Annotated in this window: 11 protein-coding genes; 3 read left to right on the plus strand and 8 right to left on the minus strand. The window is 74.9% G+C overall.

Annotated features, from left to right (window positions below; translation table 11 throughout):
• Positions 1 to 7 precede the first annotated feature (7 nt).
• Positions 8 to 925: an allantoinase PuuE gene (gene puuE, locus AB0F18_RS14830; protein WP_362059595.1), complete on the plus strand. Its 918-nt coding sequence runs from the start codon at positions 8 to 10 to the stop codon at positions 923 to 925.
• Positions 926 to 977: 52 nt separating this feature from the next.
• Here puuE and AB0F18_RS14835 read toward each other — a convergent pair whose 3' ends face one another.
• The 5 genes from AB0F18_RS14835 to AB0F18_RS14855 all read right to left on the minus strand — a co-directional run bounded on the left by AB0F18_RS14835 (position 978) and on the right by AB0F18_RS14855 (position 7,065).
• Positions 978 to 1,553, minus strand: a complete 576-nt coding sequence (locus tag AB0F18_RS14835; protein ID WP_362059598.1) for a hypothetical protein — start codon at positions 1,551 to 1,553, stop codon at positions 978 to 980.
• A gap of 181 nt (positions 1,554 to 1,734) precedes the next feature.
• Complete coding sequence (locus tag AB0F18_RS14840) at positions 1,735 to 2,430, minus strand: hypothetical protein (protein ID WP_362059601.1); 696 nt, start codon at positions 2,428 to 2,430, stop codon at positions 1,735 to 1,737.
• Between the two features lie 65 nt (positions 2,431 to 2,495).
• The gene (locus tag AB0F18_RS14845) at positions 2,496 to 4,454 is read right to left on the minus strand and encodes a hypothetical protein (protein ID WP_362059604.1); all 1,959 of its coding nucleotides are present in this window, start codon (positions 4,452 to 4,454) and stop codon (positions 2,496 to 2,498) included.
• Between the two features lie 183 nt (positions 4,455 to 4,637).
• On the minus strand, positions 4,638 to 6,134 hold the full coding sequence (locus AB0F18_RS14850; RefSeq protein ID WP_362059607.1) for an MFS transporter: 1,497 nt from the start codon (positions 6,132 to 6,134) through the stop codon (positions 4,638 to 4,640).
• Between the two features lie 127 nt (positions 6,135 to 6,261).
• Positions 6,262 to 7,065 carry an alpha/beta hydrolase gene (locus AB0F18_RS14855; RefSeq protein ID WP_362059610.1) on the minus strand — a complete coding sequence of 268 codons (804 nt, stop codon included), beginning with the start codon at positions 7,063 to 7,065 and terminating at the stop codon, positions 6,262 to 6,264.
• Positions 7,066 to 7,306: 241 nt separating this feature from the next.
• Here AB0F18_RS14855 and AB0F18_RS14860 point away from each other — a divergent pair, with 241 nt between their 5' ends.
• Positions 7,307 to 8,560: a PLP-dependent aminotransferase family protein gene (locus tag AB0F18_RS14860; protein ID WP_362059613.1), complete on the plus strand. Its 1,254-nt coding sequence runs from the start codon at positions 7,307 to 7,309 to the stop codon at positions 8,558 to 8,560.
• A 35-nt stretch (positions 8,561 to 8,595) separates the two neighbouring features.
• Positions 8,596 to 9,357, plus strand: a complete 762-nt coding sequence (locus AB0F18_RS14865) for an alpha/beta fold hydrolase (protein ID WP_362059616.1) — start codon at positions 8,596 to 8,598, stop codon at positions 9,355 to 9,357.
• Between the two features lie 114 nt (positions 9,358 to 9,471).
• Here the strand turns inward: AB0F18_RS14865 and AB0F18_RS14870 are convergent, their stop codons facing one another.
• From AB0F18_RS14870 to AB0F18_RS14880, 3 genes are read right to left on the minus strand one after another with little or no spacing between them, the layout of a single operon-like run.
• On the minus strand, positions 9,472 to 12,834 hold the full coding sequence (locus AB0F18_RS14870) for an amino acid adenylation domain-containing protein (RefSeq protein WP_362059619.1): 3,363 nt from the start codon (positions 12,832 to 12,834) through the stop codon (positions 9,472 to 9,474).
• 10 nt (positions 12,835 to 12,844) lie between these two features.
• Positions 12,845 to 15,955, minus strand: coding sequence for a type I polyketide synthase (locus tag AB0F18_RS14875; protein ID WP_362059622.1), 3,111 nt, complete (start codon positions 15,953 to 15,955; stop codon positions 12,845 to 12,847).
• Positions 15,956 to 15,959: 4 nt separating this feature from the next.
• Positions 15,960 to 22,556, minus strand: a complete 6,597-nt coding sequence (locus tag AB0F18_RS14880) for a type I polyketide synthase (RefSeq protein WP_362059625.1) — start codon at positions 22,554 to 22,556, stop codon at positions 15,960 to 15,962.
• Between the last annotated feature and the right edge of the window lie 3 nt (positions 22,557 to 22,559).

The raw sequence follows: 22,559 nt of genomic DNA on the forward strand, positions 1-22,559 counted from the left end.
TGCGGGCGTGTCCGGGTATGAGCGCGATCTTGTCGGGTACGGGGCCGAGCCGCCGCGTGCGGGCTGGCCCGGTGGGGCGCGGGTCGCCGTCAGCCTCGTCCTCAACTACGAGGAGGGCGGCGAGCGGAGCGTGCTCGAAGGGGACGCCGCCTCCGAGGGGTACCTGCACGAGATCGTGGGGGCGCCGCCGGTGGAGGGCGGGCGGGACCTGAACGTCGAGTCGATGTTCGCCTACGGGGCGCGGGCCGGGTTCTGGCGGGTGCACCGGACGGTGGTGGCGCACGGTGTTCCCCTCACCGTCTTCGCGGTCGGGCAGGCCCTGGAACGCAATCCCGGCGCGGCGCGGGCGATGGGGGCCGCCGGGTGGGAGGTGGCGGGGCACGGATGGCGGTGGACCGACTACCGCGACGTGCCCGAGGAGGCCGAGCGCGCCGACATCGCGCGGACGGTCGCGACGGTCGAGCGGCTCGTGGGACGCCGGCCCGTGGGGTGGTACACCGGGCGGACCAGCTCCCGTACGCGGCGGCTCGTGGCGGAGGAGGGCGGGTTCCTCTACGACTCCGACGACTACTCCGACGACCTGCCGTTCTATGCCGGGGAGAGCGGGGGGCGGCAGCTCGTGCTGCCGTACAGCCTCGACGCCAACGACTTCAAGTTCCTGATCGTGCACGGCTTCACGACCGCCGACGACATGCTGGCGTACCTCGTCGACACGTACGACACGCTGCACGCGGAGGGGGCCGAACGGCCGCGCATGATGAGCGTCGGCCTGCACTGCCGGATCATCGGGCGGCCCGGGCGGATCCGCGCGCTCGACGGGTTCCTCGCGTACGTCGCGCAGCGCGGCGGGGCCTGGGTGGCCACGCGGGAGCAGATCGCGCGGCACTGGCTCGCGGCGCATCCGCCGGCGGGCCCGCAGGGCTGAGGGCCCCCTGCCGTCGGGGCGGCAGGAGGCCCTCCGTGTGGGTGGGCGCGGGTCAGCAGGCGCTGACGTAGCCCACCCAGTCCAGGGGGGCGTTGGCGTCGGCGGAGTAGCCGCCCGGAGAGGTCCAGCCGAGCCGGCCGCTACGGTCGTAGAACTTCATGTGGTAGTTCGAGGGCTGGTTGTTGACCCAGGAGCCCGTGCCGTACCAGGGGTTGCCGACCTTGCCGCAGTCGTACATCTTGATCGCGTTGCCCTCGAAGTCCGGGTACGGATACAGGCACGCCCAGCCGCGTGCGCAGGGGTCGGCGAAGGAGGCCTCGGGGCCGGACAGCTCACGGGCCCGCGCCTCCCCCGGCAGGGTGAGCAGCATGACCGTCTTGGCGTCCCTGTCGAGGGCGATCTTGTTCGCGGCGATCTGACGGCCGCCGGTGGTGGCCACCTCGGCGTCGACGCGGCGCTGGAGTTCCGCGGCCTGGCCGTCGTTCAGACCCGCCTCGTGGGCCTGGGTCGAGAAGGCGGCCCGCGTCTGTGCGGCCGTCGTGTCGGTCGCCTGCGCCGGGCCCGCCAGGGCGATGGTGCCGAGTACGGCGGCGCCGAGCGCCGCCAGGCGGATACGCGTCGATGACATGGATCTCCCCTGGTCGTCCGGTCCCACCGGGTGGGCCGGGTGGCGAGGCGCCCGGTCGGCGCCCCGTTCGTCGGAAGACTCGCCCGGCGGGGAGATTGGCCGGACGGTCCGGATTACGTCCATGCAGGTCAGCGAGGTGGAGGGGGTGGACAACCCGGTTGTCCGGCGGACAACCGGGCGGTCAGTGGTTCTTGCCGACCTCGTCCGAGACGGTGAAGGCGGTCGCACAGGACGGGCAGGTGGCCCGGCCGAAGAGACGGGTCAGGCCGCGGGCGATGTCCTCGTGGCCCGCCCGCGTCGCCGTGCGGTGCAGGCGGGCGGGGAGCGGGGCGAGGGTGGGCGGGTCGGCGGGGAGGAGCCGCGCGCTGGCCGGGTCGGCCGTCATGTGGTCGCCGTCCGGGGCGAAGGCGTCGTGGTCGCCGAGGGCAATGAAGAGCGCCGAGGTGCAGGCCGGGCACTCCAGCTCGTATTCCAGCTCGAACAGGCCTTCCAGGCGGCCGGCGCTCCACACCCGTTCACCCTCGAAGGCCAGGACGCACTGGAGGAGGTAGACGAAGGCCGGGGCGTCGTCCGTCGCGGCGTCGAGGAGGCCGCGTGCCACCGGGAGGAGGGCGGCGATGTCGCCGGCGTGGCGGGCGGTGCGTTCCCCGTCCGCCGCCGAGACGATGAGGCCCGCCATCAGGACCGCGTCGAGGGCGGCGCCGGGGGCGCGGCCACCGGCGATCGCCGCCAGGTGCGGGAGGGCGAGGAAGCTGTCGTCGTAGACGGAGCCCTGGTGGCACAGGTCGTCCCACAGCTCGCTCCAGACCCGGGCGTCCTCCTCACCACCGAGGCGGGCGAAGGCGGCGGGCAGGTCGTCGGACGGGCGCACGATCATGGGAGGGCATTCTTCCGGATGCGGGTCCGGTGGCGGACGGCGGCCCCGGTGGGGGCGTCGGCGGATCAGCCGGTCGTGGCGATGGAGCTGGCGGAGATGCCGAGGGTGGTCCACTGGGTTCCCTGGCCCGTCCAGCGGGAGACGGTCAGGTCGTCGCCGATGCGGTAGAGGGAGTCGGTGCCCACGGCCAGGCCGACGCCCGCCGTGCCGATCGGGGTCCACGCGTCCGGCACGTTGTCGTAGCGCAGGATCCGGCCCGTGGCGGAGTCGACCGCGAAGAGCCCGGCGCCGCCCGCGTACAGGTTGCGGGCCGGGCCGCCGATCCGGCGCCAGTTGCTGCCCTTGGCGTTGGCCTGCCAGATCTCCCGGCCGTCGGGGGAGAGCCGGGCCACGTAGTCGGGTCCGACGGCGAAGTCGGCTCCGGGGCCTCCCGCGTCGACCCAGGAATCGCCGAAGCCGGCGTACCGGAACAGGGCTCCCGAGTCGGGGCTGGTCGCGAAGAGGCCCGCGCCCCCCGCGTACAGCCGGGCGGCGGCGCTGCCGATGCGGATCCATTCGGTGCCCTGGCCGGTCCACCGCATGACGGCGTCCCGGTGTTCCGTGATCGCGTACAGGGCGTCCCCGGCGGTGACGAACTGCTCGCCGGGGGCGCCGATCTGGGACCAGGAGCTGGAGGGCTCGTCGTACGTGAAGATGCGGCCGTCGCCGAGTTTGGTGGCGAACAGGCCGGCCGCGCCGGCGTAGACCTTCTCGGCCGAGGGGCCGATGACCTTCCAGGTGCCGTCGCGGGCGGTCCAGCGCAGGATGCTGCGGCGGTCCTGGGAGACGGCGTACGCCGTGCCGGGCGGGGGTTGGGGGGCGGTGGGGGCGTCGGCGGGGGGTGTGGGGGTGGTGGGTGTGGGGGTGGGCGTGGCGGGGGTGGGGAGGGGGCCGGGGAAGGAGGGGAGGGGCGTGGGTGAGGGCGAGGGGGAGGGCGAGGGGGATGGGGACGGGGAGGGGGAGGGGGGTCGGGGGGTTCCCGGGAGGGGTGGGGTGGGGTGGAGGGGTGGGGTGGGGGTGGCGAGGGTGGTGTGCTGGTGGCCAATCAGCACCCCGGCGAGGGTGGCTCCCGCGATGACCGCCAGGGCGAGGAGGGCCGTCAGGACGGCCAGCGGGGTCCTGGCGGGGCGGGTGGGCCGGGGTGCGGGGAGTGCGGGGAGGGTGTCGAGGCGTTCGAGGACGACGCCCTCGACGACGTCGGGGCCGGCCCGGTCGGCCCGGGTGCGTTCCCACAGCCAGTGGGCGGCCTCGCGCTGCTGTTCCAGGCTGCGGTGCAGGCGTATGAGTTCCGTGGACAGCGGCCGGTCCGTCGTCGGCGCGGGCCGGTCCCCGTCGGGCTCCGGTCCGGGGGCGCCGTCCGGTGGCGGCGCCAGGACGGGGAGCCGTCGGCGGACCGCGGCCTCGCGCCGGGCCCGGACCTCGGCGACGGCACGGCGGGCGGATTCCTCGACGGCCCGGGCGGCGGCCAGTTGGTCGAGTGCCTCGTCGAGCCGGCCGCGTAATCGCTCGGGCGGTGTGGGGCGCTCCTCCGGCGCGGCGGTGGAGGCGGCCTGCTCGGCGACTTTGGCTTGATCCTGGAGCATCGTCATCAGGGCCAGCAGGCCCTCCACCAAGCGGCCGGACGTGGCGAGGTCCTCCTGGGCCCGGCGCAGTGCCTCCTCCAGGCCGGGTGCGGGGGTGGCTTCGGCCTCCGTCTCGGCGCTCGCGGTCAGGGCCCGGCCGTGCAGCTGCCGGGCCCTGGTCAGGAGCTGTTGGCGGCTGCGGAGATCTCGGACGCACTCCCGGATGACGAGGCCGAGGCGCCCGAGCGGGATGATCCGGGCGCCCGAACGGTACTCGCTCCAGGCCGTCTTGCCTCCTCCGAACCGCTGGGCCAGCTCCCGTACCGTCAGACCGCCGGTGACCTGCCGCAGCAGCTCCGCCAGCTCGTTGGCGGCCTGCGAGCGGCCCTTCGGAGCTCCTTGTGGTCGTCCTGCCCTGGCCATGCGACTCCCCCTGGTGTCCGCGGTCCGCGGGCGCGGGTGGTCCGCCCGCGGCCTGCGAGTGCAACAGGCAGGGTTGACCGAGTCCACAACAGGGCGGGGGGCGTGTCCGAAAGGCAGATGGTGTGCGCGGAGGCCGGTACCCCTGGTGGGGTACCGGCCTCCGGGGCGGCGGGATGGGGAGGGTCAGGCGGCGAGTTCGGGTTCCGGGGTGGCGGCCGGGGCGGCGGGCTTCTTGTCGCGCATGACCACGGTGGCCAGCAGGGCGGCGGCCAGCAGGCCGGCGGCGCTGAGGGTGAAGGTGGTCGCCATCGAGGAGGTGAAGGCCTCGCGGGCGGCGTGCACCAGGCCGGGCTCGCCGTGGGCGGTGGCCAGGGCGCCGGCGAGGGACTGCCGGGCCTGGGCGGGGGCGTCGGCCGGCATCTTCTGCGCGTAGCCGCTGCTGAGCAGGGAGCCGAGGATCGCGATGCCGAGGGCGGTGCCGGCCTGCTGGATGGTGTCGTTGAGGGCCGAGCCGACGCCCGCCTTCTCCTCGGGGATGGTGCCCATCAGGGCGCCCACCGCGGCGGGCATGGCCAGGCCCGCGCCGAGGCCGAGCAGGCCGAGGGCGACCGCCGGGACGGTGAAGCCGGTGCCGGCGGTGACGGTGGTCAGGAGGGCGAAGGAGGAGGCCATCACGAGCATCCCGGCCAGGATCAGGGGGCGGTTGCCGATCCGGGCGGCCAGGCCGGCGCCGGCGCCGTTGCCGATGAGGGCGGCGACGGCCAGCGGCACGAAGGCGAGGCCGGCCTTGAGGGGCGAGTAGCCGAGGACGAACTGCAGGTACTGGGTGAGGACCAGGAGCAGGCCGCCGTTGCCGATCTGGACCAGGGTCAGGGAGAGCGAGCCGCCGCTGAAGTTGCGGTTCTTGAAGAGGACCAGCGGGACCATCGGGGAGTCGGTGACGTTCTCCCAGACCACGAAGCCGACGAGGGCGACCACGGCGACGGCCAGGGTGAGGGCGGAACGGCCGCCGAAGGCGCCCCGCTGCGGGATCTCGATGATCCACCAGACGAGGGCGGTCATTCCGGTGACGGAGAGGACGGCGCCCAGCGGATCGGGCTTCTGCCAGGGGCCCTTGGACTCCGGCATGAGGGTGAGGGCGGCGACGACGGCGAGGGCGACGACCGGGACGTTGATCAGGAAGATCGAGTGCCAGGAGAAGTGGTCGATCAGGACGCCGCCGAGGACGGGGCTGCCGACCAGGCCGAGCATCGAGACCGAGCCCCAGGCGCCCATGGCCTTGGGCCGTTCCTCCTCGTCGAAGACGGTGATGAGGATGGAGAGGGTGGAGGGCATGATCAGCGCGCCGCCGACGCCCATCGCGACGCGTACGGCGATCACTTCGGCGGGGTCGGCGGCGAAGGTCGCGGCGAGCGAGGCGGCTCCGAAGAGCAGCAGGCCGATCAGCATGATCCGCCGGCGGCCGAACCGGTCGCCGAGGCTGCCGGAGGTGAGCAGGAGCCCGGCGAACACCAGGATGTAGGAGTCGAGGATCCACTGGGTGTCCTGGGTGCTCGCGCCGAGGTCGGCGGTCATGGACGGGACCGCGACGGTCAGGGCCATGGAGTCGACGACGAGGACCAGCGAGCTGAGGCACAGCACGATCAGGATCCACCAGCGGCGTGGGTTGCGGGTTTCCATGGGTGGTTCCCTTTCGGCTTCGTGGGCGGTGCCGGCGCTCGGTGGTGCGTACGGCGTTGCTCGATGCGCACACCGTACGCATGATGGAACGATGTACGCAAGAGGTGTCGCCGTACGCAGACCGCCCTCAGACGGTCGCGAGGAAGGCGCGGACCGCGATGGCGAAGCCCTCGGGGTCGGCCTGCTGGACGAAGTGGTCGGTGTCCAGGGGGTGGTAGGCCGTACGGGGGCGGCGGGTGGTCATGGCCTCGGCCTGCTCGGCCGACAGGACCTGGCTGCGCAGGCCGTGGATCAGCAGGGCGGGGCAGTCGGTGGCGAGCCACTGCTTCCAGTGGTCGCCGTGGACGAGCGTCTCGGAGTCGACGGTGTCCTGCGGGTGGAAGGGCAGGCGCCAGCCGGCGCCGTCGGGCAGCGGGCGCAGCACGGGGCCGAGGGCGGCGGCGAGGGGGCCGCAGGCGGCGGCGAGTTCCTCGCGGGTGGCGGCGGTGTAGGGGAAGTCCAGCACGAAGGCGAGGGGGCTGACGCCGCGGTCGGGGAGGTCGGCGGCGGTGTCGACGTCGATCAGCGCCTCGACCAGCTCCGGCCGTTCGGCGGCCAGGTGGTAGGCGTTGATCGCGCCGAGGGAGTGGCCGAGGAAGACCGCGCGGTCGATGCCGAGGTGGTCGAGGAGGGCGACGAGGTCGGAGAGGTAGCCGGCGCGGGTGTAGTCGGGGGCGCGGTCGGAGTCGCCGTGGCCGCGCTGGTCGGGGGCGATCACCCGCCATTCGGGGCCGAGGGCGGCGGCCAGGGCGGTGAAGGAGGCGCCTTCGGAGAGGTGGCCGTGCAGGGCGACGAGCGGGCGGCCCGTGCCGCCGAAGTCCAGGTAGGACAGGGCGCGGCCGTCGACGGTCAGGGTGGCGCGGGTGGGCTGGGCGGTGGCGGTGGTGGCCATGTCGGCACTCCTTCGGTCCGGTGGCGGGCTTGCCGAGATTGACTATACGCATGTCTATGACGGTTGTTCAAGACGGTTGTATAGATCCGTCGGTCACCGCCCGCTGCGAGGGGCGGCCGGTTCGACCGGGACCCCAGGCGGCCGCCACGCCGCCGCGGCCCGCTCCCGAGCCGCACTTGAGGGGATCCCGAGCGCGGGCGCCAATGCTGGCCGGCAAGGCCGAACGAGGTGGGGAGACGGAATGGGTCACTGTCCGCGGAACGGCCACACCGTCCCCGACCCGCATCTCGGCCGGTACGCCGCGCGCACCGCGGGGATGACGGCCTCGGAGATCCGGGCGCTGTTCGCGGTCGCCAGTCGGCCCGAGGTGGTCTCGCTGGCCGGCGGGATGCCGAACCTGGCCGCGCTGCCGCTGGAAACCCTCGCCGGGCAGGCCGCGCAGCTCATCGCCGGGGAAGGGCTGACGGCGCTGCAGTACGCGTCGGCGCACGGCCTGCCGGTGCTGCGGGAGCAGATCTGCGAGGTGATGGCGCTGGAGGGCATCACCGCCCGCCCGGACGACGTCGTCGTGACGGTCGGCTCGCAGATGGGCCTCGACCTGGTGGCCCGGCTGTTCTGCGACCCGGGGGACGTGGTGGTGGCCGAGGGACCGTCGTACGTCGGCGCCCTGGGCTCGTTCGCCTCGTACCAGGCGCAGGTCGTGCACGTGCCGATGGACGGACACGGACTGGTACCGGAGGCGCTGCGGGCGGCGCTGTTGCAGGCCCGCGCCGCCGGGCAGCGGGTCAAACTGCTGTACACGATCCCGAACTTCCACAACCCGGCCGGCGTGACGCTGGCGGTCGAGCGGCGGGCGGAGATCCTGGAGATCTGCCGCGCCTTCGACGTGCTGGTGGTCGAGGACAACCCGTACGGCCTGCTCGGCTTCGACGGGCAGACGTACCCGGCGCTGCGTTCCCTGGACCCGGAGAACGTGGTGTACCTGGGCTCGTTCTCGAAGACGTTCGCCTCCGGACTGCGGGTCGGCTGGGTGCTGGCGCCGCACGCGGTGCGGGACAAGCTGGTGCTGGCCACGGAGTCGGCGACGCTGTGCCCGCCCACGCTGAACCAGATGATCGTGTCGCGCTACCTGGCCACGCACGACTGGCAGGGCCAGATCAAGACGTTCCGGGAGGAGTACCGGGAGCGCCGCGACGCGATGCTCGGCGCGCTGGAGGCGTACCTGCCGCCGGGATGCACGTGGACCGAGCCGGAGGGCGGGTTCTACGTGTGGGTGACGGTGCCGGAGGGCGTGGACACGAAGGCGATGCTGCCGCGCGCGGTGGCCGCGCGGGTGGCGTACGCCTCGGGCACCGGGTTCTACACCGACGGGGCCGGCAGCCGCCGGATGCGGCTGTCCTACTGCTACCCCACACCGGAGCGGATCTGCGAGGGCGTGCGCCGGCTGGGCGCGGTGATGGAGTCCGAGCTCGCGCACGCCTTCGCCGGCGCGTGACCGCGCGCCGCACCCGAGACGAAGGGACACACCGAGTGAACAGCACCTGGTTCCGGCGTTACACCCCGGCCGTGGGGAACGGGCCGCGGCTCGTGTGCTTCCCGCACGCGGGGGGTTCCGCGACGGCGTACAAGCCCCTGGCCCACGCCCTGCCCGCGGACCTCGACGTGGTGGCAGTCCAGTACCCGGGGCGTCAGGACCGGTACGACGAGGCGCCGTTCACGGCCGTGGGCCCCCTCGTCGAGGCGGTGGCCGGGGAACTGGCCCGCTCACTGGCGCGCGACCCCGGGCGGCCGTACGCCCTGTTCGGGCACAGCATGGGCGCGCTCGTGGCGTTCGAGACGGCCCGCCGGCTCGAACGGGCCGGACTTCCCGCCCCGCAGCGGCTGTTCCTCTCCGGACGGGGCGCGCCGGACTCCCCGTCCGGGGAGCGGTACCGGAACTACGACGACGCCGCGGTGCTGGCCGAGGTACGGAGGCTGAGCGGCACCGATCAGGCCCTGCTCGACAACCCCGAGGTACTGGAGATGGTGCTGCCGGCGCTGCGGGCGGACTACCGGGCCGTCGCCACGTACACCTGGGACGGCGGAGAGCCGGTCCCGGTGCCGGTGACGGCCCTGATCGGGGACCGGGACCCGGTGGTGACGGTCGGGGAGGCCCGCGGCTGGCGGGAGCACACCCGGGGCGGCTTCGCCCTGAAGGTCTTCCCCGGCGGCCACTTCTACCTCAACGACCAGGTGGAACAGGTGGCCTCGGCCGTCACCGAGGGGCTGCTCGCCCGGGCCGCCGCCTCCTGACCGTACGGGCGAACGGGCGAACGGGCCGGGCCGTGGGATCCGCGAGGACCCACGGCCCGGCCCGTTCGCGTCCGGACCGTGCGGATCCGGACCGTGGGGGTCCGGACCGTGGGGTCAGAGGACCGCGCCGTCCTTCGTCCTCCTGCGCAGGCTCGGCCGGCTGGAGCGGGCGAGGTCCTTCCACATGTCGGACAGACCGGTGACGGTACGCGCCGCGAACAGCCTGCGGATGGACACCTCCTGGTTGAGCTCCGCCCGGATCAGGCCCACCAGCCTGATCGCCCGCAGGGAGTTGCCGCCGAGGTCGAAGAAGTCCTCGTCGATGCCCACCCGGTCCAGCTCCAGCACCTCGGCGAACGCCGCGGCCAGGATCCGCTCGGTGTCGTTGCGCGGTGCCCGGTACGTCCCGCCGTCGGTCTCGGGCTCCGGCAGCGAGGCCCGGTCCAGCCTCCCCTCCGCCGTCACCGGCAGGCGGTCCAGCACGGTGAACACCGAGGGCACCATGGACTCCGGCAGCCACCCCGCCGCGAACCGGCGCAGCTCCTCGCCCGACAGGGTCCGGCCGGCCACCGGGACCACGTAGGCCACCAGCTTCTGCTGGCCGGCCCCGTCCTCCCGGACGGCCACCGCGCACTGGGCCAGCCCGGTGTGCTCGGAGAGCACCTCCTCGATCTCGGCCAGTTCGACGCGGACGCCCCGCACCTCGGCCCGGGTGCCGGCCCGGCCCACGTAGGCGAGCAGGCCGTCGCTGCCCCACCGCACCCGGTCCCCGGTGCGGTACATGAGCCCGCCGGGCGGGCCGAACGGGCAGGGCACGAAACGCTCCGCGGTCAGCCCGGGCCGGCCGGGGTACCCGCGCGTCACGCCGGGTCCGGCCACGTACAGCTCGCCGGCCACGCCGACGGGGACGGGCGCCAGTCCCGGCCCCAGCACGTAGAGGGCGGCGCCGTCCAGGGGACGGCCGACCGCGCCCGCGTGGCGCACCGGTTCGTCGGCGGCCAGCAGGTGGCAGGCGGCGAACACGGTGGTCTCCGCCGGGCCGTGGCCGTGGAGGATCGTCAGGTCGGGGCAGGCCTCGCGGACCCGGCGCAGCGCGGCCGCGGGCACGCGCTCGCCGCCGGTCCACACCTCGCGCAGCCCGGCGAGGCGCTCGGGGCGGTCGGCGGCGACCGCCGAGAACAGGCCCGCGGGCAGCCACAGCGTGGTGATCCCGGCCGCCGCCCGCACCTCGGCGAGCGTGTCGACGTCGAGCTCGCCCGGGGCGGCGACGACCACCCGGCCGCCGCCCAGCAGGGGGGCCCACACTTCCAGGGCGAGCGCGTCGGAGGTGAGCGGTCCGTGCCACAGGACGGTGCTGCGGCCGGCCCGCCGCCAGCGGGAGTCCAGGGCGAACCGCGCCGTGTTCCGGTGCGTCACGGCGACCGCGGTGGCCTCGCCGGCCGGTCCGGTGGCGTACGTGAGGGACAGCAGGCCGTCCCGGTGCGGCGGGCGCGCGGGCTGCGGCGCTGCGTCGACGGTCTCCGACACGAGGTCCTCGAACACGAGCACCGCGGTGTCCGGGCCGGCCGGGAGGGCCGCGGCCGTCGCCGCGCCGGTGAGGAGCAGGCGCGCGGAGACTCCGGCGGCCTGCGCGGTGATGCGCTCCGCCGGGGACCGCGGGTCGAGCGGCAGGAAGGCCCCGCCGGCCTTCGCCACGCCGAGCAGGGCGACGGCCAGGTCCACCGAGCGGGGCAGGGCCACCGCCACGACGGTCTCGGGTCCGACGTCCCGCCGCCGCAGTGCCTCGGCCAGGCGGTCCGCCCGTGCGTCCAGTTCCCGGTAGGAGACGGCCAGGTCGCCGGAGAGCAGCGCGACGGCGTCGGGGTCCCGTTCCACCTGACGGGCGAACAGCTCCGGAACGGTCCCTTCCGAATCTGCCGCGTCCGTTTCGTCCGGCGCGCGCAGCACGCGCTCGCGCCCGTCGCCGTCCAGCACGTCGAAGGCGCCGACCGGCCGCTCGGCGTCGGCCACCGCGGCACGGACGTACGCGATCAGCTCCTCGCCGATGAAGCGCAGTTCCGCGCGGTGGTAGAGGCCGGCGGGGGCGTCGAGCCGGATGTACAGGTCGCTGTCGGCGCCGCCGTCGGTGTAGACGCCGATGGACAGTTCCTCGAAGGTCCCCGTCGTCGCGCCGGAGTAGCGCGCCGGGCTGTCGCCGAAGTGGAGCTGCTCCGCGAACTCGACGACGTTCACGACGGCGCCGAAGCTGCCGCGGCCGCTCAGGACGGTTCCGCTCGCGCGCTGGATGTCGGAGTAGTGGCAGGCGGTGTGTCCGAAGATCTCGTACGTCTCGTCCACGAGCGCGTCGGCGACCTCGGCGAAGGTCGCGCCGAGCGGGACCTTCGCCCGTACCGGCACCACGTTCACCGCCAGGCCGGGGGTACGGCTGGCCACCCCGACGCGGTTGCTCACGGCCAGCGAGAGGAGGAACTCCGGACGGTCGCAGCGGTGCCGCAGGAAGACCGCCGCGGCCGCGGTCAGCAGCTGCGACTTCCACACGCCCATGGCCTCGGCGGCCTCGGTCCACGCCTGCGCCTCGGCGCGCGGGACGGTCAGGGTCCGGCTGACCATGCCGATGGTCTCGGCCACCTCCGACCAGAGGTCGGCGCTGCCGAGCGGTTCGGAGAGGGCCGCGCGCTGCGCGTCGGAGAGGGCGACGCGCGGGACCTGCGCGGGCGCGGGGGCGTCCTTCAGGTAGTCGCGCCAGAACTCCTTGTCCTCGGTGAACTCCGGGGAGGCGAGGTACTCCACCGCCTCGGCCGCGAACGACCCGGTGTCCCAGGGGTGCGCGAGCTCCGGTACCGGCTCGTCGCGCACCAACGCCGTGTACACCTCGGCGAGGCGCCGCGACAGCAGGCCGCCCGCGCCGAACCCGTCCGATATGAGGTGGTGGTAGGCGATCACCAAGAGGGAGCGGGCCGGCGCGAGCCGGACCACGCCCAGTCGGAACAGCAGGTCCCGCTCCAGGTCGAACGGCTGCTTCACCAGGTCGGCCAGGGCTTCGCGGGCGGCCCGCTCGGGGTCGGCCTCGGCGCTGAGGTCCAGGAAGAACGGCTTCCAGTCCCCCAGCTCCCGGGGGACCATCCGCAGGCCGTCGCCGTCGTCGACGAAGTTGACGCGCAGCACCTCCGCCTCGTCCATCACCCGCAGGAACGCGGATCCGACGGCCGCCTCGTCCAGCTCGCCGTCCACGTCCCACATGGTCAGGGCGTGGTTGGGCGTGTCGGGCGCCATCTCCTGCGCCCGCCACATCCCTTCATGCGCGGACGACACACCGAACGAAGGCACACAGATCAACCCCTCAGCAGACAGGCCCGGGAATCGGAGGAACTCGCAGATCACCCCCACCTTCGGGGAAGCGGATCGGCCGTTCAAGACAAGTCGGTGCCGGACGGCAGGAGCGGCCCGCGGACCTGGCGTGTCCCGCCGGCGGGACACGCCCGCGGGGTCACTTCCGGGTCATCAGGGTGGTGAGGTGTCCGGCGATCAGTCTCGGTGACGGCTGCTTCAGCACCAGGTTCGCCCGCAGCCTGAGTCCGGTCGACGCGGTCAGGCGCTTGCTCAGCTCGGCCGAGAGCAGCGAGTCGAATCCGATCTCCTTGAACTGCTGGTCGGGGTCGACGGACCCGCTGGAGGCGTGTCCGAGCACGACGGCGACCTTCTCCAGGACGTGGTCGAGCACGAGCGCCCGCGCGTCCTCCTCGGAGAGGGCGGCGATCCGCTCCGGCAGGGGGACGAGGTGGTCCTCGCCCGCGGGCCGGTCCGCCGCGGGCACCTCGGCCGCCACCGCCGTGTGCGAGGGGGCCAGCCAGTAGCGCTGCCGCTGGAACGCGTACGTCGGCAGGCCGGCCCGGCGGCCCTCCCCGAACAGCGCGTTCCAGTCCACGGATCCGCCCCGGACGTGGAGCCCGGCCAGGGAGCCGAGCAGGGCCTCCACCTCGTCGCGGTCCCGCCGGGAGGAGGACAGGACCACCGCGTCGTCCACGTCCTCGACGATCTCCTGTACCGGGACGGTCAGCACGGGGTGCGGGCTCATCTCGATGAACACCCGGAAGCCGTCGTCGGCCAGCCGCCGGACGGAGGATTCGAAAAGGACCTTTTCGCGCAGGTTGTTGTACCAGTAGTCGGCGTCCAGCCGAGCGGTGTCGATGGCCTCGCCGTACAGGGTCGAGTAGAAGGGGAGGGCCGAGGTCGCGGGGTTCACCCCGGCCAGCAGGCCGGTGACCCGGTCACGGACGCGGGCCACCTGGTGGGAGTGGGACGCGTAGTCGACGGGTATCCGGCGGGCCTGGGCCCCGTCGGCCTTCATCTTCTCCACGAACTCGTCCAGTGCGTCCGGTTCCCCGGACACCACCACCGAGCGGGGTCCGTTGACCACGGCGACGCCGAGACGGCCCTCCCACGGAGCGAGGCGCTCCGCCACGAGGTCGGCGGACTCCGCGACCGAGGCCATCCCGCCGTACCCGATCAGCTCCACCAGGGCCTTGCTGCGCAGCGCCACGATCCTGGCGGCGTCCCGCAGGGAGAGCGCACCGCACACGTGGGCGGCGGCGATCTCGCCCTGGCTGTGCCCCACCACCGCGGCCGGTTCCACACCCCACGAACGCCACAGGCCGGCCATGGAGACCATCACCGCGAACAGCGCCGGCTGGACCACGTCCACCCGGTCCAGCGACGGCGCCCCCTCCACCCCCTGGATCACGTCGAGCAGCGACCAGTCCACCCACTCGGAGAGCGCGTCCGCGCAGGCGTCGAGCTGCCGGGCGAAGACCGGGAAGGTGTCGTACAGCCGCCGGCCCATGCCGGCCCACTGCGACCCCTGCCCGGGGAACGTGAACACGACCCCGCCGGGCTTGCCGGCCGTGCCGCGCACCACCGCGGGGGACTCCGCGCCCCCGCCCAGCGCGGCCAGGGCCTCCAGCAGCTCGTCGCGGCCGCGCCCCAGCACCACCGCGCGGTGGTCGAACCGCGACCGGTCCGACACCAGGGAGCCGCCGATGCCGGCGAGGTCGGCGTGCGGGGCCGCGGCGAGGAACTCGCGCAGCCTGGCCGCCTGCCCCTGGAGGGCGGCGGCGCTCTTGCCCGACAGCACCCACGGCAGCAGCCCGCCGGCGACGCCCGGGCCGGGGGCGGGCCCGTCCGCCGGCTCCTGTGGCGGGGCCTCCTCCAGGATCACGTGGGCGTTGGTGCCGCTGACCCCGAACGAGGACACCCCGGCCCGCCGCGGACCGTCCGCCCGGGTCCACTCGCGTCCCTCCGCCAGCAGTTCGACCCCGCCGGAGGCCCAGTCGACGTGCCGGGAGGGGGCGTCCACGTGCAGGGTCTTGGGGAGGTACCCGTGGCGCATGGCCATGACGGCCTTGATGACCCCGGCGACCCCGGCGGCGGCCTGGGCGTGCCCCATATTCGACTTCAGGGAGCCCAGCCAGAGCGGCCGGCCCTCGGGCCGGTCCCTGCCGTACGTCGCCAGCAGGGCGTCCGCCTCGATGGGGTCGCCCAGTACGGTTCCGGTGCCGTGGGCCTCGACGAGGTCCACCTCGGAGGGCTCGACGCCCGCGTTCGCCAGCGCCCGCCGGATGACCTTCTCCTGGGCGCGGCCGTTGGGCGCGGTCAGGCCGTTGCTGGCGCCGTCCTGGTTCACCGCGGAGCCGCGGACGACGGCGAGCACCGGGTGGCCGTGGCGGCGGGCGTCGGACAGCCGCTCCAGCAGCAGGACGCCCACGCCCTCGGCCCAGCCGGTCCCGTCCGCTCCGTCCGCGAAGGCCTTGCAGCGGCCGTCGGGCGAGAGCGCGCCCTGCCGGGCGAACTCCACGAAGGCGGCGGGCGAGGACATCACCAGCGCCCCGCCCGCCAGCGCGAGGGAGCACTCCCCCGCGCGCAGCGACTGCACCGCCAGGTGCAGGGCCACCAGTGAGGAGGAGCAGGCCGTGTCCAGGGACACCGCCGGCCCGGTCAGCCCCAGCTCGTACGCCACCCGGCCGGAGGCCACGCTCAGCGAGCTGCCGTACAGCAGGTAGCCCTCCAGCTCGCTCTGGCCCGCCTCCAGGAAGCGCCACCCGTACTCGGTGGAGCTCACTCCGGAGAAGACGCCGACCTCGGTCCCGCGCACGTCGGCGGGGACGATGCCGGCCCGTTCGAAGGCCTCCCAGGAGGTCTCCAGCAGCAGGCGCTGCTGGGGGTCGGTGGCGAGCGCCTCGCGCGGGCTGATGCCGAAGAACTCGGCGTCGAAGCCGGCCGCGTCCGTCAGGAACCCGCCGTGGCGTACGTAGGCGCTGCCGGGGGTGTCCGGGTCCGGGTCGTACACGTCCCGCCAGCCGCGGTCCGCCGGGAACCCGCCCACGACGTCCCGGCCTTCGCGGACCACCTCCCACAGCTCCTCGGGCGAGGACACGCCTCCCGGGTAGCGGCACGCCATGGCCACCACGGCGATCGGCTCGCCGCGTGCGGCCTTCAGGGCGTCGTTCTCCTGCCGGAGGCGGTCGCGTTCCTCGATCAGCGTGCGGAGCGCTCGCTGGACCCGGTCCGCGCCCTCCGCCGTCCGGTCCGCGGAGTTGGTCATGTCACTACCTCTTCTCATCGAGGGCCAGGTCGAGCAGCGCGTCCAGGTCCATGCCGGCGAGTTCGTCCGCGCCGGTGGCCCCGGCCGCCTCCGGTTCGCCGTCCGGCCGGGCTGCCCGGGCGCACGCGAGGAGCGCCTCCAGGACTCCCGCCCGGCGCAGGGCCTCGATCGGGACGGTCCGCAGCGCTTCCCGGATCTCCTCGTCCTGCGCGTCCTGCGCGTCCCGCGCCGGGTCCGCGTCCGGTCCGGGGCGCAGCAGGCCGAGGAGGTGCAGGGCCAGCTCGCGCGGTGTCGGGTAGTTGAAGACGAGGGTGGACGGCAGGCGCAGTCCGGTCGCCGCGGCCAGCCGGTTGCAGAGTTCGACGGCGGTCAGCGAGTCGAAGCCGAGCTGGGTGAAGGCCTGGTCGGCGTCGACGACCGTGCCGGCCGGGTGTCCGAGCACGACGGCGGCCTGGTCGCCGACCCACTCCACGGCGGCGGCCGCCGCCTGGTCCGCCGGCAGGGTGAGCAGCCGGGCGGACAGGTCCGCCGGGCCGCCGTGCCGGGCCGTGGCCGCCCGGGAGCGGCGCGGCCGGCCGGCGTCGGCGAGGCCGCGCAGGAGCGGCGGCAGTTCGTCGCCGGACCGGCCGCGCAGCCCGTCGAGGTCCACCCGGGCCGGGATGAGGACCGGCTCGCCGCTCGCGCAGGCCGCGTCGAACAGGGCCAGGGCCTCGGGGGTGGGCATGGGGGCGATGCCCATCCGCCGGAGCCGGGAGAGGTCGGCCCGGTCGAGGTCCCCGGTCATGCCGCTGCTCTGTTCCCACCAGCCCCAGCACAGCGAGGTGCCGACCAGGCCCGAGGCCCTGCGCTGCGCCGCCAGGCCGTCCAGGAAGCCGTTCGCCGCGGCGTAGTTGGCCTGTCCCGCGGTGCCGATGGTGCCGGCGAGGGCGGAGAACTGGATGAACGCCGACAGGGTGTGCCCGCGGGTCAGCTCGTGCAGGTTGACCGCACCGCCGGCCTTGGCGCGCAGCACCCGGTGGAGGCTCTCCGCGGTCAGCGACTCGACGGTGCCGTCCGCCAGTACGCCCGCCGCGTGGACGACCGCGGTCAGCGGGTACGGGCCGGGCATGTCCGCCAGCAGGTCCGCCACGGCGTCCCGGTCCGCGACGTCGCAGGCCGCGACCCGGACGGCGGCGCCCGCCGCCTCCAGCTCCGCGACCAGCTCGGGTACCCCGTCGGCGGCCGCGCCCCGGCGGCCGGCGAGCACCAGGCTCCGTACGCCGCGTGCGGAGACCAGGTGCCGGGCGATCAGCGAGCCCACGCCCCCGGTCCCGCCGGTGACCAGTACGGTGCCGCCGCCGAAGCCGTCGCCCAGGTCGAAGACGAGCTTGCCGACGTGGCGGCCCTGGCTCATCTCGCGGAACGTCGTGCGCGCGTCGCGGATGTCACGGACCGAGACCGGGCCCAGCCGCAGCCGGCCGTCGGCGAACAGCTCCATGACCTCGCGGAACATGGCCTGGAGCGCGTCGGGACCGGCCGAGCCGTAGAGGTCGAAGGCCCGGTAGTCGACCCCCGGGTGGGCGGCCGCCACCTGCTGGGGCTCGCGGATGTCCGTCTTGCCCATCTCGATGAAGTTCCCGCCGCGGGGCAGCAGTTGCAGCGAGGCGTCGACGAAGGTGTGCGCGAGGGAGTTCAGGACCACGTCCATGCCGCGGCCGTCCGTGGAGCCGAGGAACTTCTCCACGAACGCCAGGTCGCGCGAGGAGGCCAGGTGCGCGTCGTCCAGTCCCAGGCGGTGCAGGGCGGGCCACTTGGCCGGGCTCGCGGTCGCGTAGACCTCGGCGCCGAGGTGCCGGGCCAGCTGCACGGCGGCCGTGCCGACGCCGCCCGCCGCGGCGTGGATGAGGATGCGCTGGCCCTTCTTCAGCCGCATCACGTGGAAGAGGGCGTAGTAGGCGGTGAGGAAGGTGCTCGGCACGGACGCCGCCTCGGCGTGGCTCCACCCGTCGGGGACGGGCGTCAGCAGGCGGTGGTCCGCGACGGCGACGCGGCCGAAGGCGCCGGGGAAGATACCGGTCACCCGGTCGCCCGGCCGGAAGGCGGTCACGTCGTCCGCCGCTTCCAGGACGATGCCGGCGCCCTCGCTGCCGAGCCCGGCGTCGAAGGCCGTCCGGTCGATGAGCCCGAGGGCGATCGTGACGTCGCGGAAGTTGAGCCCCGCGGCCTGGACGGCGATGCGGACCTGCCCGCTCTCCAGGGGCGCCTCCACCTCGGGGCAGGGGATCCAGGTGAGGTTCTCCAGCGTGCCCTTCCGCGGGATGCCCAGCCGGTGGGCGCCGTCCGAGGGCGCTTCGAGCCGCTGCTCCGCGGGGGCGGCCGGCGCCATGCGGGGGACGAGGGGGGCGCCGCCGCGCAGGGCCAGCTGGTCCTCGGCGATCCGGAGCGCGCCGGGGACCTGCGCCCAGGAGCTGTCCTCGTCGTCGAGGTCGATGAGCCGGAACCTGCCGGGGTGCTCGGTCTGGGCGGACCGGATCAGGCCCCACACGGAGGCGCCGGGGAGGCTTTCTACGCCCTCCCCCGGGCCGGCGGCCTGGGCCAGGCGGGTGAGCACCGTCAGCGTGGATCCGGCGAGCGCTTCCTCCGCGAGGAAGCGCTGGACCAGTTCCAGCACGCGCCGGCCGGCGTCGCCGACGGCGGTGAGGACGTCGGCCCCGGCGGTGACGAGGTCGTCCAGGCAGAGCACGAGGTGGCGGGGGGGCTCGTCCGCGGCGAGGACCTCGCCGAGGGACGGGTGGAGGGCTGCCCCGCCGTCCGCGGCCAGGCGGGCGCCGCGGCCGTCCCCGGTGCCGAGCACGGCCCACGGGGCGGGGGCGGCCTCCTGCGCGTCCCGTGGGACCGGGCGCCATTCCAGTGCGTACAGGGGGTGTTCCCGGCCGCCGCGCGCGGAGCGCACCTGCTCGGCGACGGCCGGGCGGAACGTCAGCGCGTCGACGTGGGCGCTCCCGCGGCCCTGCTCGTCGGCGACCGTCAGGGACACGACGCCTTCGCCGGAGGGGGTGAGCCGGACCCGTACGGTCGGGCCGCATTCCCCGGCGAGGGTGACGCCGGACCACGCGAACGGCATCCAGCCCTGCTCGTCGGTGACGGTGATGACCCCGCCGGCGACCACCGCGTGCAGCACGGTGTCGGTGAGCGCGGGGTGCAGGGCGAAGCCCGTGGCTCCCGCGGCGTCCTCGGGGAGGGTGGCGAGGGCGTAGAGGTCCTCGCCCCGCCGCCAGACCTCGCGCAGCCCGCGGAAGGCCGGACCGTAGTCGAAGCCGCGGTCCGCGAGGGTGTCGTAGAGGCCGTCGAAGGGGATCCGTTCGGCGCCGGCCGGGGGCCAGGCGGCGAGTGCCCGCGCGGCGTCGGCCCCTGCGGCCGGCCCGGGGGCGGCGGGTGCCAGGCCGCCCATGGCGTGCCGGGTCCAGCCCCCGCCGGCCGCGGCGTCCTCGGCGGGCCGCGCGTACACGTCCAGGGAGCGGCGTCCGCTCCCGTCGGCCGGGCCGGCGACGACCCGTACCTGTACCCCGCCCTCGTCGGGGAGGACCAGGGGGATCTCCAGGGAGAGTTCCTCGACCGCCGGGCAGCCGAGGTGGTCGCCGACCGACAACGCCAGGTCCAGGTACGCCGTCGCCGGGACGACGGCCGCGCCGAACACGGCGTGGTCGGCGAGCCAGCCGTGGGTCCGCAGGGACCACAGGCCGGTGAAGACCGTCTCGCCGGTGCCGGGGTGGTCCACCGCGGCGCCGAGCAGCGGGTGCTCGGGGGCCGACAGCCCGGCGGAGGCCACGTCGGCCGGGGCCGCTCCCGCCAGGAAGTCCAGCCAGTAGCGCTGCCGCTGGAACGCGTACGTGGGGAGGTCCACCGGCCGGTGCGTGCCGAGCAGGGCGTCCCAGTCCACCGTCGCGCCCCGGACGTGCAGTTCGGCCAGCGCGCCGGCGAGGCCTTCCGCCGCCCCGCGGCCCCGCCGCGAGGCGGCCACGACGAGCGCGTCCACGCCCTCGGCCGCGAAGGCGTCCTTGGTGAGGCCCGCGAGGGTGGAGCCCGGGCCGACCTCGACGAAGACGTCCGCGCCGGCCGCGCGGGCGTGCTCGACGGCGTCGTGGAAGCGCACGGGTGCGCGGACGTGGTCCACCCAGTGCGCGGCGGAGGTCAGCTCCTGGAGGGTGGCCTCGCGGCCCAGGAGCGTGGAGACCACCGGGACCGTCGCCTCTCCGCCGGCGGGGAACGCGGGGAGGGCCGCCGCGAACGCGTCCAGGACGGGGTCCATGAGCGGGGAGTGGAAGGCGTGGTCGACCGGGAGGAGCTTCGCCGAGCGGCCGTCGGCGAGGAGCCGGTCGCGGAGGTCGTGGACCTCCTCGCGCAGGCCCGAGACCACCACCGATCCGGGGCCGTTGACGGCGGCGATCCCGACCCGGGCGTACCGGCCGAGCAGTTCCTCCACCTCGGTCTGCGTGGCGCGGACGGCCAGCATGGCGCCGGGTTCGGTGACGGCCTGCATGGCCCGGCCGCGGGCGGCGACGATCCGGGTCGCGGTGTCCAGGTCGAGGACGCCGGAGACGTGGGCGGCGGCGATCTCGCCGACGGAGTGGCCGATCAGGCGGTCCGGCCGGGGGCCGTAGCGGGTCAGGGTCCGGTAGAGGGCGACCTGCAGGGCGAACAGGGCGGGCTGCATGACGTCCGTGCGGTCGGCGCCCTCGGGCTCGTCGGCGAGGAGCAGGGGCTTGAGGGCGTACGGGAGGTGCGCGTCGAAGCGGGCGCAGACCTCGTCGAGGGTCTGCGCGAAGACGGGGAAGGTCTCGTACGGCTCGCGGGCCATGCCGGCCCACGTCGCCCCCTGGCCGGGGAACATGAAGACGTGGCCGCCGGTCTCGGCGGCCGTGCCGCGCACCACCGCGGGGCTCTCCTCGCCCCCGGCCAGCGCGGCGAGGGCGCTCAGCAGACCGTCGCGGTCGCGGCCCAGCACGACCGCGCGGTGCTCGAACCGTGCCCGGGCCGACACCAGGGAGGAGCCGACGGCGGCGGGGCCGGCGTCCGGGTCGGCGGCGACGGACTCGCGCAGCCGTCCGGCCTGGGCCCGCAGCGCCTGCTCCGAGCGGGCCGACAGCACCCACGGCACCAGGCCGACGGCGCCGGCCGGCACCTGCCCGGAGGCCTCGGGGGCCGTGTCCTCCCCGGGTGCGGGCTCCTCCTCGGGTGCCTGTTCGAGGATCAGGTGGGCGTTGGTGCCGCTGGCGCCGAAGCTGGAGACGCCGGCCCGGCGGGGCCGTCCGGGGGCGGCGGGCCATTCCCGGGCCTCGGTGAGCAGCTCGACCGCGCCGGCCGACCAGTCCACGTGCGTCGACGGGCGGTCGACGTGCAGGGTCCGGGGCATGACCCCGTGCCGCATCGCCATGATCATCTTGATGATGCCGCCGACGCCGGCGGCGGCCTGGGTGTGGCCGATGTTCGACTTCAGGGAGCCCAGCCACAGGGGGCTGCCCGCGTCGCGCTCCTGGCCGTAGGTGGCGAGCAGTGCCTGGGCCTCGATGGGGTCGCCGAGGGTGGTGCCGGTTCCGTGCGCCTCCACAACGTCGACCTCGTCGGCCCGCACGCGGGCGTCCGCCAGCGCGGCGCGGATCACCCGCTGCTGCGCGGGCCCGCTCGGGGCGGTCAGGCCGTTGGAGGCCCCGTCCTGGTTGACGGCGGAGCCGCGGACGACCGCCCAGATGCGGCGTCCGTTGCGCCGGGCGTCGGAGAGCCGTTCGAGGACGAGCACGCCGACGCCCTCGGCGAAGCCGGTGCCGTCCGCCGCGTCGGCGAAGGCCTTGCACCGGCCGTCCGCCGACAGGCCGCGCTGCCGGGCGAACTCCCGGAACACCTGGGGCGTCGCCATGACGGTGACCCCGCCGGCCAGGGCGAGGCCGCACTCGCCCCGGCGCAGCGACTGGACGGCCTGGTGCACCGTCACCAGCGAGGAGGAGCAGGCGGTGTCGGTGGACACGGCCGGACCCTCCAGGCCCAGCGTGTACGCCACCCGGCCGGAGGCCACGCTCAGCAGGGAGCCGGTCTGGGCGTAGCCCGAGATGACCTCGGGGGTGAAGTGGTGGTTGCCGTAGCCGAAGTACGCGATGCCGGCGAAGACGCCGGTGTCGCTGCCGCGCAGGGTGTGCGGGTCGATGCCGGCCCGTTCCAGGGACTCCCACGAGGTCTCCAGGAGCAGCCTTTGCTGCGGGTCGGCGGCCAGCGCCTCGCGCGGGTTGATCTCGAAGAACTCGGCGTCGAAGTCACCCGCGTCCTCCAGGAACCCGCCCGAGCGCGTGTAGGAGGTGCCCGGGTGGTCCGGGTCCGGGTGGTACAGGCCCTCCAGGTCCCAGTGACGGTCCTGCGGGAAGTCCGACACGACGTCCGCGCCCGCCCGTACCAGCTCCCACAGCGCCTCCGGGGAGCTGACGCCTCCCGGGAAGCGGCAGGCGACGCCCACGACCGCGATGGGCTCGGCGGCGGCGTCCGTCAGCTCCTGCAGCCGCTTGCGGGTCTCGATCAGCTCGATCGACGTCCGCCTGAGGTAGTCGAGCACATCGGCGCTGTTGTCGTTCGTCATCGC

This window comes from Streptomyces sp. NPDC029216 (genome assembly GCF_040648015.1).
Lineage (GTDB): Bacteria > Actinomycetota > Actinomycetes > Streptomycetales > Streptomycetaceae > Streptomyces.

Coding starts and splice junctions, on each gene's coding strand:
- AB0F18_RS14840 (WP_362059601.1), bottom strand. CDS start 2,430: ATGATCGTGCGCCCGTCCGACGACCTGCCCGCCGCCTTCGCCCGCCTC.
- AB0F18_RS14845 (WP_362059604.1), bottom strand. CDS start 4,454: ATGGCCAGGGCAGGACGACCACAAGGAGCTCCGAAGGGCCGCTCGCAG.
- AB0F18_RS14835 (WP_362059598.1), bottom strand. CDS start 1,553: ATGTCATCGACGCGTATCCGCCTGGCGGCGCTCGGCGCCGCCGTACTC.
- AB0F18_RS14875 (WP_362059622.1), bottom strand. CDS start 15,955: ATGACCAACTCCGCGGACCGGACGGCGGAGGGCGCGGACCGGGTCCAG.
- AB0F18_RS14850 (WP_362059607.1), bottom strand. CDS start 6,134: ATGGAAACCCGCAACCCACGCCGCTGGTGGATCCTGATCGTGCTGTGC.
- AB0F18_RS14860 (WP_362059613.1), top strand. CDS start 7,307: ATGGGTCACTGTCCGCGGAACGGCCACACCGTCCCCGACCCGCATCTC.
- AB0F18_RS14855 (WP_362059610.1), bottom strand. CDS start 7,065: ATGGCCACCACCGCCACCGCCCAGCCCACCCGCGCCACCCTGACCGTC.
- AB0F18_RS14880 (WP_362059625.1), bottom strand. CDS start 22,556: ATGACGAACGACAACAGCGCCGATGTGCTCGACTACCTCAGGCGGACG.